The organism is Kiloniellales bacterium (assembly GCA_030066685.1).
In the GTDB taxonomy this organism is placed as follows: Bacteria; Pseudomonadota; Alphaproteobacteria; order Kiloniellales; family JAKSBE01; genus JAKSBE01.
Genome location: JASJBF010000003.1, coordinates 246,678 through 264,610 on the forward strand (window position 1 = coordinate 246,678; position 17,933 = coordinate 264,610).

A 17,933-nucleotide genomic window follows, 5' to 3' on the forward strand; every position below is an offset into this window, starting at 1 on the left:
AGATGGCGCGGGCGATTAACCGGCGGCCGGGTCGCTCCGGGCAGATCCTGCTCGGAGCGCTGCCCTTCGTGGTGCTCGCGGCCGCCTATCTTTTCGCCTCCGACGCCCGGCTGGCGGTCAACCCGAACGACAAGCTGCTGCCGTCGCTCGAGAGCTTCGCCGCCGCGATCGACCGCTTCGCCTTCCAACCCGACGCCCGCAAGGGAACCTATCTTCTCTGGGCGGACACCTTGGCCAGCCTGCTGCGCCTTTTCCTCGGCCTCTCGATCGCGACCGCTCTGGCCCTGGTCGCCGGTATCGCGATCGGCCTGCTGCCGATGATGCGTGCCGCCTTCGCGCCGGTGGTCGCGGCGTTGTCGATGGTGCCGCCGCTGGCGGTCCTGCCGATCCTCTTCATCGTCTTCGGCCTGGGGGAGCTGGCCAAGGTTGTGCTGATCGTCTTCGGCGTGACTCCCTTCCTGATTCGCGACCTCTCCTTCACGGTGGCCGCGCTGCCGCGTGAGCAGCTGATCAAGGCCCAGACCCTCGGCGCCTCGAGCTGGCAGATCGTCACCCGGGTCGTGCTGCCGCAGATCCTGCCGCGGCTGATCGGCGCGCTGCGCCTCTCCCTCGGGCCGGCCTGGCTGTTCCTCATTTCCAGCGAGGCCATCGCCGCGACCGAGGGCCTGGGCTACCGGATCTTCCTGGTCCGGCGCTACCTGGCGATGGACGTGATCCTGCCCTACGTGGCCTGGATCACCCTGCTGGCCTTTCTCCTCGACTACCTGCTGCAGCGCCTGTCGCGCAGTGCCTTCCGCTGGCTTCCGGGAGAGCAGAGCCTATGAGCCGGATCTCCATCCGCAATCTCGAGCAGAACTACGGCGCGGTCACGGTCCTGGAGCGGATCAACCTCGACGTCGCCTCTGGCGAGTTCTGCACCATCGTCGGCGCCAGCGGCTGCGGCAAGTCGACCTTCCTGCGGCTGCTGCTCAGCGAGGAGCGGCCGAGCCGTGGCGAGATCCACCTGGACGGCGCCCCGATCTCCGCCGAGCCCTGCGCGGACCGCGGCGTGGTCTTCCAGCGCTACTCGGTCTTCCCGCACCTGACCGTCATGGAGAACCTGATCCTGCCCCTGGAGCTGAGGGCCGCTCCCTTCCTCGGGCGACTCTACGGGCGGTCGCGCCGCGCGGCCCGGGAGCGGGCGGGGCACCTGTTGTCCCGGGTCGGGCTCGACCACGCCCGCGACGCCTATCCCAAGACGCTTTCGGGCGGCATGCAGCAGCGGCTCGCCATCGCCCAGGCCCTAATCCCCAAGCCCAAGGTGCTGCTGCTCGACGAGCCCTTCGGGGCGCTCGACCCGGGAACCCGCCTGCGCATGCACGAGATCCTGCTGGGCCTTTGGGAAGAGGAGAAGATGACCGTCTTCATGGTCACCCACGACCTCAAGGAAGGCTTCATGCTGGGCACCCGGCTCCTGGTCTTCGACAAGCTGCGCTGGGACCCCGACGCGCCCCAGGCCTACGGCGCCACCATCACCTACGACCTGCCGCTGGAGGATCACCGCAAGCCGCCGCCGGCGCTGGTGGCCGAGGCCAAGGCGCCCTGGCAGGCTTCCCGACCCTTGAAGCAAGGATCCGCCGATGTTGCTCGCTGACCCCTTCCGCCGGACCTTCCGCGCGGCCGGCGGTTTCGCTCGGACGCTGCCCGGGCGCCGCCGCCATCATCCGGACTTCGACAAGCTCCAGCTCCAGGGCTGGCGCTCCGCCCTGAAAGAGGCCGAGCTGCCGGAGGACGGCTGGCGGAAGGAGCAGCAGTGGGCGGTTCGGGTCGGCCTGGCCGCGGCCGACAGCATCGAGGACCGCGGCATCTCCACCTTTGCCCGCGGCGAGTTGCCGCACTACGCCGGAATCAACACCTTCCTCAAGGCGCCCTATGTCGAGGACGTCGCCCGGGTCGGCGACTACGACGCGGCGGTCCTGGGCGTGCCCTTCGACGGCGGCACGACCTACCGCCCCGGGACCCGCTTCGGGCCCCAGGGCATCCGGCGCATCTCGGCCCTCTACACGCCCTACAACTACGAGCTGGGCGTCGACCTGCGCGAGCAGATGACGCTCTGCGACCTGGGCGACGTCTTCACCATCCCGGCCAACATCGAGAAGACCTTCGACCAGATCTCGCGCGCCGTGAGCCACGTCTTCTCCGCGGGCGCGCTGCCGCTGATCATGGGCGGCGACCACTCGATCGGCTTCGCCACGCTGCGCGGCATCGCCCAGTGCACCTCCAAGAAGATCGGCATCGTCCACTTCGACCGCCACGCCGACATCCAGGAGAAGGACCTGGACGAGCGCATGCACACCACGCCCTGGTTCCACGCCACCAACATGGAGAACGTGCCGGCGACCAACCTGGTGCAGATCGGCATTGGCGGCTGGCAGGTGCCGCGCGAGGCGGTGGCCGAGGCGCGCAAGCGCGACACCACCATCATCTCCATGGCCGACGTCGAGCGCCTGGGCCTGGACAAGGTGGCCGAGATCGCCCTGGAGACGGCCTGGAAGGACGCCGACGCGGTCTACCTCAGCTTCGACATCGACAGCGTCGACTGCGGCTTCGTGCCCGGCACCGGCTGGCCGGAGCCCGGCGGCTTCCTGCCGCGCGAGGCCCTGAGCCTGGTCAGCAAGGTCGCCGCCGAAGGCATCTGCGGGATGGAGGTGGTCGAGGTCTCGCCGCCCTACGACACCTCCGACATCACCTCGCTCTTCGCCACGCGGGTCATGGTCGACGTGCTGGGCAGCCTGGTCGCCCACGGCAAGCTCGGCGCCCACAAGGACCTCATCGACAGGCCGGTCGACTTCTCGGCCGAGGGAGGGTGAGGGCCATGGCGACCGGAACCAAGGGGTCTAACGGCAGTGGACAGGGGCCGCTCGGTCACAACCATCCGCCGGACCAAGAGCACCTGCATTCCCATCCGCACGGCGAGCCGCCGGCGGCGACCGGCCGCTCGTGGGACGATGACTCTCTGCTGGCGGATGCCTTGATGGAAGGCTTCGACGCGGCCGAGGACAAGGCGAGCTTCCTGCGCGTGGCGCGCATCCCCTCGCAGCTCTCGGGGCGCGACGGCGAGGTGCTGCGCCTGGTCGACGTCGAGCTGCGCCGGGCCTATCAGGTCGCGACCGCCTCGCCGGGCTTCAACGCGCAGGGCCTCGTCTACCTGCCCTTTCCGGCCAGCATGATCCGCGAGCGCGCCACGATGGTTTTCGTCTACGTCTCGCTGCGCGAGCGGCGCGACGTCGACCTCGGAGAGATGGTTCAGATTCTGAAGGAGGAGGAGGAGCGGGGAGCGGGCTAGACGCCATTCCCGGCGCGCCGGAGTGCGCCAAGACGTGGCCTCCAGGCGCGCGGACGCACCTGGAGGCCGAGAGGCATCAGCTGTGCAACATCAGCCTCTAGCGGACGTTGCCATCCGCGCACTCCAGGCAATACGTCGTGCCGTGCCGGCCGTCAACGCAATCAAGAGCGGCCAGGCGAGGCTTTCAGAATACAATAACGCGCAAGTCATATTGTCTTGGGCGCTGGTGTTCTTTTGCCAATTGATTGTAAGTGGCGGTCAATTCTATTGAATATAGTGCGTTTTATTTCATTGATGCTTGACATGCTCGGCAGGGCTTTCGCAGAATGTTGCGGTGCAACATCAACGTCTAGCGGAGTGTGAGCAATGAAATCCGTGACAAGGGGGGCTATAGCGGCCGCGGCCCTGGCCGCCGCCGTAACCGGCAGTCCGGCCGTTCGGGCTGCCGACGACGTCATCAAGGTCGGGGTCCTGCATTCGCTGTCCGGCACCATGGCGATCTCGGAGACCACTTTGAAGGACACCGTCCTGATGATGGTCGACGATATCAACCGCAGCGGCGGGCTGCTCGGCAAGAAGGTCGAGGCCGTGGTGGTCGATCCGGCCTCCGACTGGCCGCTCTTTGCCGAGAAGGCGCGCGAGCTGCTGGAGAAGGAGAAGGTCGCCGCGGTCTTCGGCTGCTGGACCTCGGTGTCCCGCAAGTCGGTGCTGCCCGTCTTCGAGGAGCTGAACGGTCTGCTGTTCTACCCGGTGCAGTACGAAGGCGAGGAGAGCTCGCGCAACGTCTTCTACACCGGCGCCGCGCCGAACCAGCAGGCGATCCCGGCGGTCGAGTACCTGATGAGCGAGGACGGCGGCGGCGCGGAACGCTTCGTGCTGCTCGGCACCGACTACGTCTATCCGCGCACGACCAACAAGATCCTGCGGGCCTTCCTGAACGCCAAGGGCATCACCGACGCCGACATCATGGAGAACTACACGCCCTTCGGGCATTCCGACTGGCAAACCATCGTCGCCGAGGTGAAGGCCTTCGCCTCCCAGGGCAAGAAGACCGCCGTGGTCTCGACCATCAACGGCGACGCCAATGTGCCTTTCTACAAGGAACTGGGCAATCAGGGCATCGCCGCCGAGGAGATCCCGGTCGTCGCCTTCTCGGTCGGGGAAGAGGAACTGGCCGGTCTCGACACCGGGCCGCTGGTCGGTCACCTCGCGGCCTGGAACTACTTCATGAGCGTCGAGTCCAAGGCCAACGACGCCTTCATCGAGCAGTGGCACGCCTTCATCGGCGACAGCAAGCGGGTCACCAACGATCCCATGGAAGCGACCTACATCGGCTTCCGGATGTGGGCCCAGGCGGTCAAGCAGGCCGGCTCGACCGACGTCGACGCGGTGCGCCAGGCCATGTACGGCCAGACGGTGCCGAACCTCACCGGCGGCACGGCGGTGATGAACGTGAACCATCACCTGTCCAAGCCGGTGCTGATCGGCGAGATCCAGGACGACGGCATGATCGAGACGGTCTGGTCGACCGATGCCGAGGTGCCCGGCGATGCCTGGAGCGACTACATCCCGGAAAGTGCCAAGCTCACCGCCGACTGGACCTACCCCTGGGTCTGCGGCAACTGCGAGGCGCCGACCTACGCCTTGAACTGAAGTCTGTCCACCGAGGAAGGCGGGTCCCCGGACCCGCCTTCGCGTCCGCCCCGGACCCGGAGATCCCCCGATGCCCTTCGGCCGCCTGGCTCGCAGCCTCCTGTTCCTCGCCGTGACGGCTGTGCTGCTGCTGCCGTCCGCGGCCGTGGCGGATCTGGCGATCGACTTGGAGGGCCTGGCGGAGAAGTCCAACGAGGCCAAGGCGGCGGCCGTTGAACGCCTGGCGGCCGGTGGCGAGGAGCGGGCGGTCGCGGTCCTCCAGGCCTATCTCAGCGGCCGCTTGTTCCGGACCAAGGACGAGGGCCGTTTCGTGATCGCTACGCGCAGCGGCGGTGACTACCTCATCGCCGATGCGGTCACCGGCGCGGCGCTGGGCGCGGTCGGAAAGCGCGCGCTGCGCAAGATCCGCATCAACAACCGCCTGCGCCAGCTGGTGAAGGGCAAGCTGGGGTCGCTGACGCTCGGCAGCCCAGACCCGGCCGCGCGGATCCGGGCCGCGGACGCCGTCTTCCGAAGCACGCGGGCCGAGATGATCCCGGCTCTGAAGGCGGCGCTGGAGCGCGAAGATGATGCCGCGGTCGCCGCGCGGCTGCGCCGGGCCCTGGCCGCGACCGAGCTCGCGAGATCCGACGACACGGAGACCCGCATCGCCGCCCTGCGGTCGCTGGCGGATTTCGTCGATCCCGAGGTCCGTGCCCTCGTGGCCGCGGCGGCCGGCTCGCCGGCGGCGCCCGAGATCCGAGCGGCCGCCCGGGAAACCCTCGCTGCGATCGAGCGGGGTCTGGCCTTCAACGGGTTCCTCGCCAATGTCTTCCAGGGCGTCAGCCTGGGCTCGGTGCTGCTGCTGGCGGCGATCGGCCTGGCCATCACCTTCGGGGTCATGGGCGTGATCAACATGGCCCACGGCGAGATGGTGATGCTGGGCGCCTACACCACCTTCGTCGTGCAGGAGGTCTTCCGCGCCGCCGCGCCCGGCTTGTTCGATTTCTCATTGCTGGTCGCAGTGCCGGCCGCCTTCCTGGTCACCGCGGCGATCGGCGTCGGCATCGAGCGCGGCGTCATCCGCTTCCTCTACGGCCGGCCCCTTGAGACGCTGCTCGCGACCTGGGGCCTCAGCCTGATCCTGCAACAACTCGTGCGCAGCGTCTTCGGTCCGACCAACCGGGAGGTCGGCAATCCGAGCTGGATGAGCGGCGCCTGGGAGGTCGCGGGCGGCCTGACGCTGACCTACAACCGGATCTGGATCATCGTCTTCGCGCTGGTGGTCTTCGCGCTTCTGGTCCTGCTGATCCGCTACAGCCGCTACGGCCTTCAGATGCGGGCGGTGACCCAGAACCGGGCCATGGCGTCCTCCATGGGCATCCGTACCGGCTGGGTCGACGCCATGACCTTCGGCCTGGGCTCGGGCATCGCCGGCATGGCCGGGGTCGCACTCAGCCAGATCGACAACGTCAGCCCCAACCTTGGCCAGAGCTACATCATCGACAGCTTCATGGTCGTCGTCTTCGGCGGAGTCGGCAACCTCTGGGGCACCCTGGTCGGGGCCCTGTCGCTCGGGCTGGCGAACAAGTTCCTGGAGCCCTACGCCGGCGCCGTGCTCGGCAAGATCCTGGTGCTGGTGGCGATCATCCTCTTCATCCAGAAACGCCCGCGCGGCCTCTTCGCGCTGCGCGGCCGGGCGCTGGAGGCCTAGGCCATGCTGCTCTCCGGCGACCACGGCCGCCTGCTCTCGCCGCTCGGGGTCAAGGTCACCCTCGGGGTGCTGCTGGCGGTGAGCGTGCTGGTGCCGGTGCTGAACCTGGCCGTGCCGGAAGGCTCGTCGCTTCACGTGCCCTCCTATCTGGTCGCCCTGCTCGGCAAGTACCTCTGCTTTGCGCTGCTCGCCCTCAGCGTCGATCTGGTCTGGGGCTTCTGCGGCATCCTCAGCCTGGGCCACGGCGCTTTCTTCGCCCTGGGTGGCTACGCCATGGGCATGCACCTCATGCGCCAGATTGGCGAGCGCGGGGTCTACGGTCATTCGGTCCTGCCCGACTTCATGGTCTTTCTGAACTGGCAGGAGCTGCCCTGGTACTGGTACGGCTTCGACTCCTTTCCCTTCGCCCTGCTGATGGTGCTGCTGGTGCCGGGGCTCCTGGCGCTGGTCTTCGGCTGGCTCGCCTTCCGATCGCGGGTCACCGGCGTCTACCTCTCGATCATCACCCAGGCGATGACCTTTGCGCTGATGCTCGCCTTCTTCCGCAACGACATGGGCTTCGGCGGCAACAACGGCCTGACCGACTTCAAGGACCTGCTGGGCTTCAGTCTGCGGTCCGACGCCACCCGCGCCGGCCTTTTCGCCGCCTCCGCCCTTGCCCTGGCCCTGGGCTATCTGCTCTGCCGCTGGATCGTCTGCTCCAAGGTCGGCCGCGTGCTGGTCGCGATCCGCGACGCCGAGAGCCGGGTGCGCTTCCTCGGCTACCGGGTCGAGCGCTACAAGCTCTTCGTCTTCGTCCTCTCGGCCATGCTGGCCGGGCTCGCCGGCGCGCTCTACGTACCCCAGGTCGGTATCATCAATCCCGGCGAGTTCTCGCCAGCCAACTCGATCGAGATCGTGATCTGGGTCGCCGTCGGCGGCCGCGGCTATCTGCACGGCGCGATCCTGGGCGCCGTCTTGGTGAACTATGCCAAGACCTATCTGACCGGCGCCGCACCCGAGATCTGGCTGTTCTTCCTCGGCGGGCTCTTCATCGCCGTCACCGTCTTCCTGCCCAGGGGCATCGTCGGTTCCCTCGGCGGGCTGCGCGACCGCCTTCCGCTCTCGGGTCTGAGACAAGCGCCAGGGGAGGCAGGCGGATGAGCCAAGCTTTGCCCCTGATCGATGAACCGATCCCCGGGCCGACCGGCGCGCCGGCCGAGGCGGCGGCGGATACTATCCTCTACATGGATGGTGTGACCGTCAGCTTCGACGGCTTCAAGGCCCTGAACAACCTCAGCCTCTACGTGCTGGCCGGCGAGCTGCGCGCGATCATCGGCCCGAACGGCGCAGGCAAGACCACGATGATGGACGTCATCACCGGCAAGACCCGGCCGGCCTCGGGCCAGGTCTTCTTCGGCGGGGACGTCGACCTCACCCGGCTCGACGAGGCCGCCATCGCCAACCTGGGGATCGGCCGCAAGTTCCAGAAACCGACGGTCTTCGAAAGCCAGAGCGTCTTCGACAACCTGGAGCTGGCGCTGAAGGGACCGCGCGGTGTCTTCGCCGGGTTGTTCGGTGGGCTGAATGGTGCCCAGCGCGAACGCATCGACGAAGTCTTGACGCGCATCGCCCTCAGCGAGCTGCGCGCCCGGCTGGCCGGAAGCCTCTCGCACGGTCAGAAGCAGTGGCTGGAGATCGGCATGCTCCTGATGCAGGACCCGGAGCTGCTTCTGGTCGACGAGCCGGCCGCGGGCATGACCGACGCCGAGACCGCCAAGACCGCGGAGATGCTGCAGGAGATCGCCCGCGCGCACTCCGTCGTCGTGGTCGAGCACGACATGGAGTTCATCCGCGCCCTCGACTGCCACGTCTCGGTGCTGCACGAGGGCGCGGTCCTGGCCGAGGGTTCTCTGGCGCACCTCCAGGACGACCCCCGGGTCATCGAAGTCTATCTCGGCCGCTAGGACGCTATGCTGCAGGTCCGGGACATCAATCTCTTCTACGGCGCCAGCCAGGCCCTGCGCGGGGTCAGCCTGAGCGCGGCCAAGGGCGAGGTGACCTGCGTCCTGGGCCGCAACGGCGTCGGCAAGACCAGCCTGCTGCGCGCCATCGCCGGCCAGCAGCCGGTCAGGGCGGGCAGCATCCTCTGGGAAGACGAGGCGCTGGGCCGCCTGCCGCCCCACGCGCGGGCGCGCCGCGGCATCGCCTACGTCCCGCAGGGGCGGGAGATCTTTCCGCTGCTCACGGTCGAGGAGAACTTGCGCAGCGGCTACGCCGCGCTGCCGCGGGAGCGGCGCCGGATCGAGGCCGAGATCTTCCAGCTCTTCCCGGTGCTGAAGGACATGTTGCGGCGGCGCGGCGGGGATCTCTCCGGCGGCCAGCAGCAGCAGCTCGCGATCGCCCGGGCCCTGGTGATGCGCCCTCGGCTGCTGGTGCTGGACGAGCCGACCGAGGGCATCCAGCCCTCGATCATCAAGGACATCGAGCGCGTGATCCGCCTGCTGGCCGAGCGCGGCGACATGGCCATCCTCCTGGTCGAGCAGTACTTCGAGTTCGCGCGGGACCTGGCCGACAGCTACGCGGTGATGGACCGGGGCGAGATCGTGCTCGCCGGTCGCGCCGCCGACATGGTGGAAGCGGATGTCCGTCGCAGCATCGCCGTCTGAGCCGCTGGCTGGCTCCGCCGAGGCCAAGGTCGTGCCGCTGCGGCGCGGCGCGGTCGAGGGCGAGGCTCGGGTCGCCGTGCGCGCGGAGTCCGGCGTGACCCGCCTGGCCGCGCTGCACCAGCGCGATCCCCTTAGCCTTCGGCTGCCGCGGCCGGGGCGGGGCGACATCCTGGAGGCCTGCATGATCACCACGTCCGGCGGGCTGGTCGGCGGCGACCGCCTGACCGTCGAGGTGGAGGCGGGGGCCGGGGCGCGGCTGCGGGTCTATCCGCAGGCCGCCGAAAAGGTCTACCGCTCCCTCGGCGCCGACAGCCGGGTGACGGTCACGCTGACGGCAGCGGCGGAGACCTGGCTGGAGTGGCTGCCGCAGGAAACCATCCTCTTCGACGGCGCCCGCCTGCGGCGCCGGACCGAGCTGCGGCTGGTGCCGGGTGCGCAAGTCTTCGCCGGGGAGTTCCTGGTCTTCGGCCGGCGCGCCTCCGGCGAGCGCCTATCACGCGGCCTGATCCACGACGCCTGGCGGGTGTGTTGCGGCGGAGATTTGGTCTGGGCCGATGCCCTCCATGCCGAGGGCGATCTCGCCCGGCCCCTGGCCTCGACCGCCTGCCTCGGAGGTGTGACGGCCTGCGCCAGCCTGATCTACGCGGCCGAGGACGCGCCGGCGCACCTCGACGGACTGCGCGCGCTACTGCCGGCGGACGAAGTCGGATCGCGCCAGGCGCTGACGACGGTCAACGGCCTGGTCGTCGGCCGCTTCCTCGGCGAGGCCCTGGCGGTCCGCCACGCCTATGGCGCCTTCTGGGCGGCGGCGCGGGCGCGCCTAGCGGGCCTGCCGGCGGCGCTGCCACGGCTCTGGCACCTGTGATCCGAAGGGACGCGAAGACGAAGGGGAGAAGAAGGTGAACCTGACACCGCGGGAAAAGGACAAGCTGCTGGTCGCGGTCGCCGCGATGGTCGCGCGCAACCGCCTGGAGCGAGGCTGCAAGCTGAACCATCCGGAGGCGATCGCCTTGATCTCGGACTACGTGGTCGAAGGCGCGCGCGACGGCCGCTCGGTGGCCGAGTTGATGCGCGACGGCGGGACGGTGCTTGGCCGCGCGCAGGTCATGGAGGGCGTTGCCGAGATGATCCACGAGATCCAGGTCGAGGCGACCTTCCCCGACGGCACCAAGCTGGTGACCGTGCACCAGCCGATCCGCTAGGGGAGGTGGAAACGATGATTCCCGGCGAGATCATGGTCGCCGACGGCGACATCCAGATCAACGAAGACCGGCCGAGCCTGACGTTGTTGGTCGAGAACAGCGGCGACCGTCCGATTCAGGTCGGCTCCCACTATCACTTCTACGAGACCAACGCGGCGTTGGTCTTCGACCGCGAAAGGGCGCGGGGCCATCGCCTGGACATCCCCGCCGGCACGGCGGTGCGCTTCGAGCCCGGGCAGAGCCGCGAGGTGACGCTGATCCCCTACGCCGGCACCCGCGAGGTCCACGGCTTCAACGCCCGGATCAACGGGCCGCTCGACGGCCCTCCGGACGCTGGGGAGGGCTGAGGCCATGCCGCAGAGACTGGACCGCGCGGCCTATGCCGCCATGTACGGCCCGACCACCGGCGATCGCGTTCGCCTGGCCGACACCGACCTGATCGTCGAGGTCGAGGAGGACCGCACGATCTACGGCGAGGAGGTCAAGTTCGGCGGCGGCAAGGTGATCCGCGACGGCATGGGCCAGTCCCAGGCGAGCCGGGTCCAGGGCGCGGTCGACACCGTGATCACCAACGCCCTGATCCTCGACCACTGGGGCATCGTGAAGGCCGACGTGGGCCTGAAGGATGGCCGGATCGCGGCCATCGGCAAGGCTGGCAACCCCGACGTCCAGCCGGGCGTCGACATCGTCGTCGGCCCGGGGACCGAGGCCATCGCGGGTGAGGGCCGCATCCTCACCGCCGGCGGGATCGACGCGCACATCCACTGGATCTGCCCGCAGCAGATCGAGGACGCGCTTTACTCCGGCGTCACCACCATGCTGGGCGGCGGCACCGGCCCGGCCGAGGGCACCAACGCTACCACGGCGACGCCCGGGCCCTGGCACCTCGGCCGCATGCTGCAGGCGGCAGAGGGCTTCTCCATGAACCTCGGCTTCTTCGGCAAGGGCAACGCCTCCAAGCCGGAGGCCCTGCTGGAGCAGATCCGGGCCGGGGCCTGCGCCCTCAAACTGCACGAGGACTGGGGCACCACGCCCTCCGCCATCGACACCTGCCTCGCCGTGGCCGAGGAGACCGACATCGGGGTCGCCATCCACACCGACACCCTCAACGAGTCCGGCTTCGTCGAGAACACCATCGCTGCCTTCAAGGGCCGGACCATCCACGCCTTCCATACCGAGGGCGCGGGCGGCGGCCACGCGCCCGACATCATCAAGGTCTGCGGCGAGGCCAACGTCCTGCCCTCCTCGACCAACCCGACCCGGCCCTTCACGGTCAACACGGTCGACGAGCACCTGGACATGCTGATGGTCTGCCATCACCTGGACCCCAAGATCCCCGAGGACCTGGCCTTCGCCGAGAGCCGCATCCGCCGCGAGACCATCGCCGCCGAGGACATCCTGCACGACCTCGGCGCCTTCTCGATGATCGCTTCCGACAGCCAGGCCATGGGCCGGGTCGGCGAGGTGATCATCCGGACCTGGCAGACCGCGGACAAGATGAAGAAGCAGCGCGGCGCCCTGCCGGAGGAGGCCGGCGACAACGACAACTTCCGGGTCAAGCGCTACCTCGCCAAGTACACCATCAACCCGGCGCTGACCCACGGCATCGCCGACGCGGTCGGCTCGGTTGAGGCCGGAAAGCTGGCCGACCTGGTGCTCTGGAAGCCGATGTTCTTCGGGGTCAAGCCGGACCTGGTGCTGAAGTGCGGGACCATCGCGGCGGCGGCGATGGGCGATCCCAACGCCTCGATCCCGACGCCGCAGCCGGTGCACTACCGCCCGATGTTCGCCGGCTTCGGCGGCGCGATGACGGCCAGCGCCGTGACCTTCGTCTCCAAGGCGGCGGCCGAGTCCGATGTCGGTGGGCAGCTCGGCCTGAGCCGTCCCGTCCTGCCGGTCTCGGGCATCCGCAGCGTGACCAAGACGGACATGGTGCTGAACGACCTCACGCCGCGGATCGAGGTGGATCCCGAGACCTACGAGGTCCGTGCCGACGGCGAGCTCCTAACCTGCGAGCCGGCCGTGGTGCTGCCCCTGGCCCAGCGCTACTTCCTGTATTGAGGCGGCGATGCTGAGAGCGACCGCGGTGCGCGAGGCGGGAAGCTGGTCTCCGGCGGAGGCCCGCGACGCCGTGCTTCTGGACTACGACGCCCGCCACCGTCGCCGCATCCTCCTGGGTGGGCGCCGCGGCCTCGAGGTCCTGCTCGACCTGCCGCGGGCGGTGGCCCTGCGCGACGGCGACGGCCTGGTCCTGGAGGACGGCGGCATCGTCGCGGTCGAGGCGGCGCCCGAGCGCCTGCTCGAGGTGCGCGCCGGGCCGGGCGCCGACCTGCTGCGCATCGCCTGGCACCTCGGCAACCGACACCTGCCGACCCAGCTGCTGGGCGACGCGCTTCGGATCCGCGAGGACCACGTGATCCGCGATCTGCTCGACGGCCTGGGCGCAGAGATCCGCTCGGTCGAGGCACCCTTCGATCCCGAAGGCGGCGCCTACGGTCACGGCCGGGTCCAGGGGCACGGCACCAACGGTGCAGGACATCATCACCATGACTGACGCTGCGCTCTACCGCCTGATGACCTGGCTGTCGCCGGCCTATCCCGTGGGCGCCTTCAGCTATTCCCACGGCCTGGAGTACGCGGTCGAAGAGGGCCGGGTCCGGGACGCCGGGTCCCTGCGCCTCTGGCTGACCGACCTGCTCCAACTCGGCTCGGGGCGTAACGACGCGATCCTCTTCCGCCATGCCTTCGAGGCCGCCGAAGACCTGGTGGCCCTGCGCGAGGTCGCCGAGCTGGCCGCCGCCTTCGTCGCGTCGTCGGAACGGCATCTGGAGACCACCGCCCAGGGCCGCGCCTTCCTTGAGGCGACCTGCGACGCCTGGCCCTGCCGGGCCCTGGACCGGCTCCGCGAAGCGTGGCCGGGACCGCTGGCCTACCCGGTCGTGGTGGCGGTGGCGGCCGTGGGCCACGGCCTGGCCTTGGCACCGAGCCTGCAAGCCTATCTTCAGGGCTTCGCCGCCAACATCGTCTCGGCCGGCGTGCGGCTGATCCCTCTCGGTCAGAGCGACGGTCAGCGGGTCATCGCCGCCTTGGAGCCGCCGATCGTCGCGACCCTGGAGGCCACCCTGACCGCTCCGCTGGAGGATCTCGGCGGTGCCGCGATCCTGGCCGACCTGGCCGCCATGAAACACGAAACCCAGTACACGAGGTTGTTCCGCTCATGACTGCTTCCACTTCAGGCCCCTTGCGGGTCGGCATCGGCGGGCCCGTCGGCTCCGGCAAGACGGCCCTGATGGACGCGCTCTGCAAGGCGCTGGCGCCGCGCTTCGACATCGCCGCTATCACCAACGACATCTATACCCGCGAGGACGCGGAGTTCCTGACCCGCTCGGGCGCCCTGCCGCCGGAGCGCATCCTCGGTGTCGAGACCGGCGGCTGCCCGCACACGGCGATCCGCGAGGACGCCTCGATCAATTTGGCGGCCCTGGCCGACCTGAATGAACGTTTCCCGGCGCTGGACGTGGTGCTGATCGAATCCGGCGGCGACAACCTGGCAGCGACCTTCAGCCCGGAGCTGGCCGACCTCACCATCTATGTCATCGACGTGTCGGCCGGTGACAAGATCCCGCGCAAGGGCGGACCGGGCATCACCCGCTCGGACCTGCTGGTGATCAACAAGACCGACCTCGCCCCTCTGGTGGGCGCGAGCCTCGAGGTCATGGACCGGGACGCGCGGAAGATGCGCGGCGAGCGCCCCTTCGTCTTCGCCCAGGTCAAAGCGGGCCAGGGCGTGCCCGAAATCGCCGCCTTCATCCGGAGGCTGGGCGGGCTCGAGCCCGGGGCGGCGCCTTCGGCAGCCTAGCGAAGGCGGCCGCCCTGAGCCGCGCTCCGCGCTCGACATCGAGCCGGTCGAGGAGCGCCTTGAACCTCGGGTGCGCGCGCAGCGGATCGATGTCGTCGTCCTGCGCCATCCATTGCGCCAGATGGCGTTGCCATTCCGGGGTGGAGCGGAAGGCCTGCTCCAGGCGATCCATTGCCGTGGTCGCTTCGCCGAGAAGCGCATGGGTGCGCGTCACGTTGTAGTGGGCCAGAGAATCGTCCGGGCCGATCATGATCGCCCGCGTCGCCCAGTCCTTCGCGCGCGTCCTTTGTCCAAGCCTGGCCAGGAGGGCGCTGCCGAAAGCCAGGGCCCCCGCGTTATCGGGATGAGTCTCGATCGCTGCCTCGACCCGCTCGAGGCAGCGCCGCGCGGCCGAGTCGGAGTCTTCCCGGCGATTCAGGAATCTGTACTCCGAGGCCAGTAGCCCGGCAGAGCGATAGTCGTTCGGTCGCAAGGCCGCCGCGCGCTCGAAGAGCGCAGCCGCTTTCTCGTGGCGGCCTTGAAGGCGGCAGTTCAGGGCATAGAAGAAATGGGCTTCGTGGAGATCCGGCGCGAGGCTCAAGGCGCGCTCAAACTCGGAGGTCGCCTCGGCGAAGCGGCCGTCCGCGAAGAGCACCAGACCCCTGACGGCACGGGCTTCGGCCAGGTTCGGATCCAGCTCCAAGGCCCGCAGACTGTTCGCCACGCTGCTCTCGTAGGCGACGGCCGGATCGCTCATCGACAGATAGGCCTCGCAGGCGGCGAGGGCGGCGAAAGCGCGGGCATAGCGCGGGTCGAGCTCGACCGCCTTGGCGAACATCTTCCGGGCGATGCGCAGGCCGTGGGTTTCGAGTCCCCGCAGATAGAAGGAGCGTCCCATCAGATAGTACTGATAGGCGTCCACGTTCTTGGTCGCATGGCTGGTGATGACCGCCAGTTCCTCCGGCAGCAGTTTCACCTTGAGGGCCTGGACGATGCTCTCCGCGATCTCGTCCTGCAGGGCGAAGATGTCTTCCAGGCTGCGGTCATAGCGCGCGGCCCAGATCTGGCCGCCGGTTGCGCCGTCTACCAGCTGCGTGGTGATCCGGACCCGGCCCGCGGCTGCGCGCACGCTGCCTTCGAGGATGTGGCCGACCCTCAGCTCCCCTGCGGCCTCCTGCACCGCCACGGCCTTGCCCTTGAAGACGAAGGCGCTGTGCCGGGAGGCCACGAAGAGGCCCGACACTCGCGACAGGTCCGTGATGATGTCCTCGGTCAGGCCGTCGGCCAGGTAGTCCTGCTCGGGGCCCTTGCCGATGTTCGCGAAGGGAAGCACCGCGATCGAAGGCTTGTCCGGCCCTTCGCGCGGAAAGCGATCGGCGGCTGCGTCGCTGTCGGATTTCTGGGGATCTCCGTACCTTTCCGCTTCTCTTGGGGCCTCGTCGGCGCGCCGGTTGCGGATCGACTGATAAAGCGCCAGCGTCTCGGGCTCCGGCGTCACGGCCAGTTCCCGTGACAGACGGCCGCGCAGGCTGTCGAAGAGCTTCAGCGCCTGCGGCCGCTCGCCACGCTCGGCGTGCACCCGCATCAGCGTGCGGCAGGCGGCCTCCTGCAGCGGGTCGAGCGACAAGAGCCGCCGCGCGGCGCCGATCGCGCTTTCGCGCTGGCCGGCGTCGAGCGCTTGCGCCATGAGCCGAGTCAAGGCTTCGGTCGCCAGGCCACGCAGCCGCACCCGCTCGACCTGCAGCCAGTCCTCGAAGCTCGCATCGCGCACCTGCAGGCCGTCCAGCAGATCGCCCCGATAGAGCGATGCCGCCTGCTCGATCGACTCCGCGCCGGGTTCGGACAGCAGGCTTTCGAACCTGCCGGTGTCGACCCATACGGCGTCGCGCTTCAGCGTTACCGTCTGACGGGTCGTGATCAGCGGCTCGACCGTCAAGGGCTCGAGGCAGCGCCGTAAGCGCAGGACGGCCTGCTTCAAGCTGTCGCGGGCCTGCTTGTCGCCGCTCTCCGACCAAAGCAGGGCCGCCAGCTTTTCGCGTGCAAAGGCGACGCCGGGCGAGACCGCCAGGAAGCCCAGCAGAGCGCGATCCTTCTGGCCCGAGAGCTGAATGCTATCCCCGGTCGGCGATTGGACCTCGAAGCCGCCGAGCAGGGATATCTTCAGGACGGGCAGACTCGGTTCGTCACGCATGACGCACCCCCTTCCATCTCGGCGCCGATCGTGCCAGTGATCGGGCGAAAAGGATCTTCTTCTGTCCCGCCAATTTCAGCCGGTTGTCCGGCCTCAGAGTTTTCTGGGTGCAGCGTAGTAGCAAAGCCCGACGGCAGACGTGCGCTTTGCCACAGGGAGGACTTTGCCGTTCGATGCCGTCGCCGAAATCTGGCTTCGGCTGCATTCCAGGGCGCCTCTGTCGAATTACCGCCGCCTTTCCGATCAGCCCCGCCGAAGATTCACGCCAACCGACTTAAGTGCTCGCGTTCATCAATCTGAAGTAGTGATCCAAACTCCTGAAGGAGGAGCACGATGTCAATGACCCGACCCATATCGATGATCATCTCCGCGATCTTGATCTCCGCGTCATCTCTGGCCTCGGCCGGGGAGTTCGAGATCAACAAGAACGCCGTCACCCTTGGCGGAAAGAAGTTCTTTCGCTACAGCGCTCAGGAAGTTTCCCTCGGTGATTGGGGCAGGAAGCGGAACCCGGTCGTCGGCAAGCGCGGTCTCGACCGCGTGGACAGCCTCAGGCCGGCCCTCAAGGGAAACGTCAAGAAGAGCGGCCTTTACACGGCCAAGAACGTCACTAAGAGCGCCTTGAACGTGAAGGGCAGCTTCTCCGTTCCGACCGACGCCTGGGGGCTGGAAGGAGACGACTTTTTTGAGCTCGTGAAGGAGAAGCGCTGCAAGTTTCGCGAAGTGCACGTCGAGAACCTCTCGAAGCTGGCAAAGGAGATCAACGAGAAGAAGCGTTGGATCAACGCGATGAAGGAGCACAACGATGCCCGGGTGGTGACCAGCGCGATCTACGTCACGGAATGCCGGCTGACGCAGGAGATGATCGCGAGGCACCAAGGCAAGTTCAACGGCCTCCTGAAAGGCCAGAAACTCGAGATCGTGTCCGATGCCGCGTTGGAGAAGTCCGACGTGATCGAAATCCCGTCCCGGGCGGTGATCGCCTACGCGCTGCACGCGCCCAAGTGGGACAAGAAACAGAAGAAGAACAGGACCAAGATCGTGTCCTGGACGCCGGACAAGAAGGGTTTCAAGTAGTCCGGTCCCTGGAGCTCCACCTCGGGCGGACGGTCTGAGGATCGAGAGCGGCATGATCCTCTGAAGGAACGCTCTTCGGGCGCCATATCTCGACGCGATGGAAGCGTCCAGGATCCAACGGCCGCCGGTCCGAGCCCGGCGGCCGTTTCTCGCGCCCGGCAGGTCCTCGTGCAAAGCGGTCCGGTGCCGGCCGTATCCGAGCCGATTTAACGCTCCTTTTCCGATCCGCACGACGCGCGATTCACGCTGCGCGTCTTAGCGTCTAAGTCCGTCCATTTGCGAATTCCGGACGCGAGGCGGCCTGAA

The 17,933-nt window shown here is 68.3% G+C and carries 18 protein-coding genes; 17 read left to right on the forward strand and 1 reads right to left on the reverse strand.

The genetic code is table 11. The annotated features are described in order from the left end of the window. Window positions 1–2: 2 nt before the first annotated feature. The 16 genes from QNJ30_04915 to ureG all read left to right on the forward strand — a co-directional run bounded on the left by QNJ30_04915 (window position 3) and on the right by ureG (window position 14,380). Entirely contained in the window at window positions 3–824 is an 822-nt protein-coding gene (locus QNJ30_04915; protein MDJ0942778.1) for an ABC transporter permease subunit, read from the forward strand. After that, window positions 821–1,633, forward strand: a complete 813-nt coding sequence (locus QNJ30_04920) for an ABC transporter ATP-binding protein (protein MDJ0942779.1) — start codon at window positions 821–823, stop codon at window positions 1,631–1,633. Before QNJ30_04915 ends, QNJ30_04920 begins: the two co-directional genes overlap by 4 nt. Further along, the gene (locus tag QNJ30_04925; protein ID MDJ0942780.1) at window positions 1,620–2,849 is read left to right on the forward strand and encodes an agmatinase family protein; all 1,230 of its coding nucleotides are present in this window, start codon (window positions 1,620–1,622) and stop codon (window positions 2,847–2,849) included. The genes QNJ30_04920 and QNJ30_04925 overlap by 14 nt, the downstream gene beginning before the upstream one ends. A gap of 5 nt (window positions 2,850–2,854) precedes the next feature. Beyond that, window positions 2,855–3,325 carry a hypothetical protein gene (locus QNJ30_04930; protein ID MDJ0942781.1) on the forward strand — a complete coding sequence of 157 codons (471 nt, stop codon included), beginning with the start codon at window positions 2,855–2,857 and terminating at the stop codon, window positions 3,323–3,325. Window positions 3,326–3,691: 366 nt separating this feature from the next. After that, window positions 3,692–4,978, forward strand: a complete 1,287-nt coding sequence (gene urtA / locus QNJ30_04935) for an urea ABC transporter substrate-binding protein (protein MDJ0942782.1) — start codon at window positions 3,692–3,694, stop codon at window positions 4,976–4,978. A gap of 70 nt (window positions 4,979–5,048) precedes the next feature. Next, window positions 5,049–6,671: an urea ABC transporter permease subunit UrtB gene (gene urtB / locus QNJ30_04940; protein ID MDJ0942783.1), complete on the forward strand. Its 1,623-nt coding sequence runs from the start codon at window positions 5,049–5,051 to the stop codon at window positions 6,669–6,671. Between the two features lie 3 nt (window positions 6,672–6,674). Next, entirely contained in the window at window positions 6,675–7,814 is a 1,140-nt protein-coding gene (gene urtC / locus QNJ30_04945) for an urea ABC transporter permease subunit UrtC (GenBank protein ID MDJ0942784.1), read from the forward strand. Between the two features lie 83 nt (window positions 7,815–7,897). Beyond that, a complete protein-coding gene (gene urtD, locus QNJ30_04950; protein ID MDJ0942785.1) occupies window positions 7,898–8,617 on the forward strand; it encodes an urea ABC transporter ATP-binding protein UrtD in 720 nt (239 codons plus the stop codon). Between the two features lie 6 nt (window positions 8,618–8,623). Beyond that, entirely contained in the window at window positions 8,624–9,319 is a 696-nt protein-coding gene (gene urtE / locus QNJ30_04955) for an urea ABC transporter ATP-binding subunit UrtE (protein MDJ0942786.1), read from the forward strand. Further along, window positions 9,294–10,184, forward strand: a complete 891-nt coding sequence (locus tag QNJ30_04960; protein MDJ0942787.1) for an urease accessory protein UreD — start codon at window positions 9,294–9,296, stop codon at window positions 10,182–10,184. Before urtE ends, QNJ30_04960 begins: the two co-directional genes overlap by 26 nt. Before the next feature lie 34 nt (window positions 10,185–10,218). Beyond that, entirely contained in the window at window positions 10,219–10,521 is a 303-nt protein-coding gene (locus QNJ30_04965) for an urease subunit gamma (GenBank protein MDJ0942788.1), read from the forward strand. A gap of 14 nt (window positions 10,522–10,535) precedes the next feature. Next, window positions 10,536–10,868, forward strand: coding sequence for an urease subunit beta (locus QNJ30_04970; GenBank protein MDJ0942789.1), 333 nt, complete (start codon window positions 10,536–10,538; stop codon window positions 10,866–10,868). A 4-nt stretch (window positions 10,869–10,872) separates the two neighbouring features. Beyond that, the gene (gene ureC / locus QNJ30_04975; protein ID MDJ0942790.1) at window positions 10,873–12,582 is read left to right on the forward strand and encodes an urease subunit alpha; all 1,710 of its coding nucleotides are present in this window, start codon (window positions 10,873–10,875) and stop codon (window positions 12,580–12,582) included. 7 nt (window positions 12,583–12,589) lie between these two features. Then, window positions 12,590–13,075, forward strand: coding sequence for an urease accessory protein UreE (locus QNJ30_04980; protein ID MDJ0942791.1), 486 nt, complete (start codon window positions 12,590–12,592; stop codon window positions 13,073–13,075). Beyond that, a complete protein-coding gene (locus QNJ30_04985) occupies window positions 13,068–13,742 on the forward strand; it encodes an urease accessory protein UreF (protein MDJ0942792.1) in 675 nt (224 codons plus the stop codon). Before QNJ30_04980 ends, QNJ30_04985 begins: the two co-directional genes overlap by 8 nt. After that, window positions 13,739–14,380, forward strand: a complete 642-nt coding sequence (ureG, locus tag QNJ30_04990) for an urease accessory protein UreG (protein MDJ0942793.1) — start codon at window positions 13,739–13,741, stop codon at window positions 14,378–14,380. The genes QNJ30_04985 and ureG overlap by 4 nt, the downstream gene beginning before the upstream one ends. On the opposite strand, the gene QNJ30_04995 is transcribed toward ureG, so the two are convergent. Further along, window positions 14,328–16,550, reverse strand: a complete 2,223-nt coding sequence (locus tag QNJ30_04995; protein ID MDJ0942794.1) for a BTAD domain-containing putative transcriptional regulator — start codon at window positions 16,548–16,550, stop codon at window positions 14,328–14,330. The genes ureG and QNJ30_04995 overlap by 53 nt on opposite strands. Before the next feature lie 339 nt (window positions 16,551–16,889). Here QNJ30_04995 and QNJ30_05000 point away from each other — a divergent pair, with 339 nt between their 5' ends. Beyond that, window positions 16,890–17,627, forward strand: coding sequence for a hypothetical protein (locus QNJ30_05000; GenBank protein ID MDJ0942795.1), 738 nt, complete (start codon window positions 16,890–16,892; stop codon window positions 17,625–17,627). Window positions 17,628–17,933: the final 306 nt, after the last annotated feature.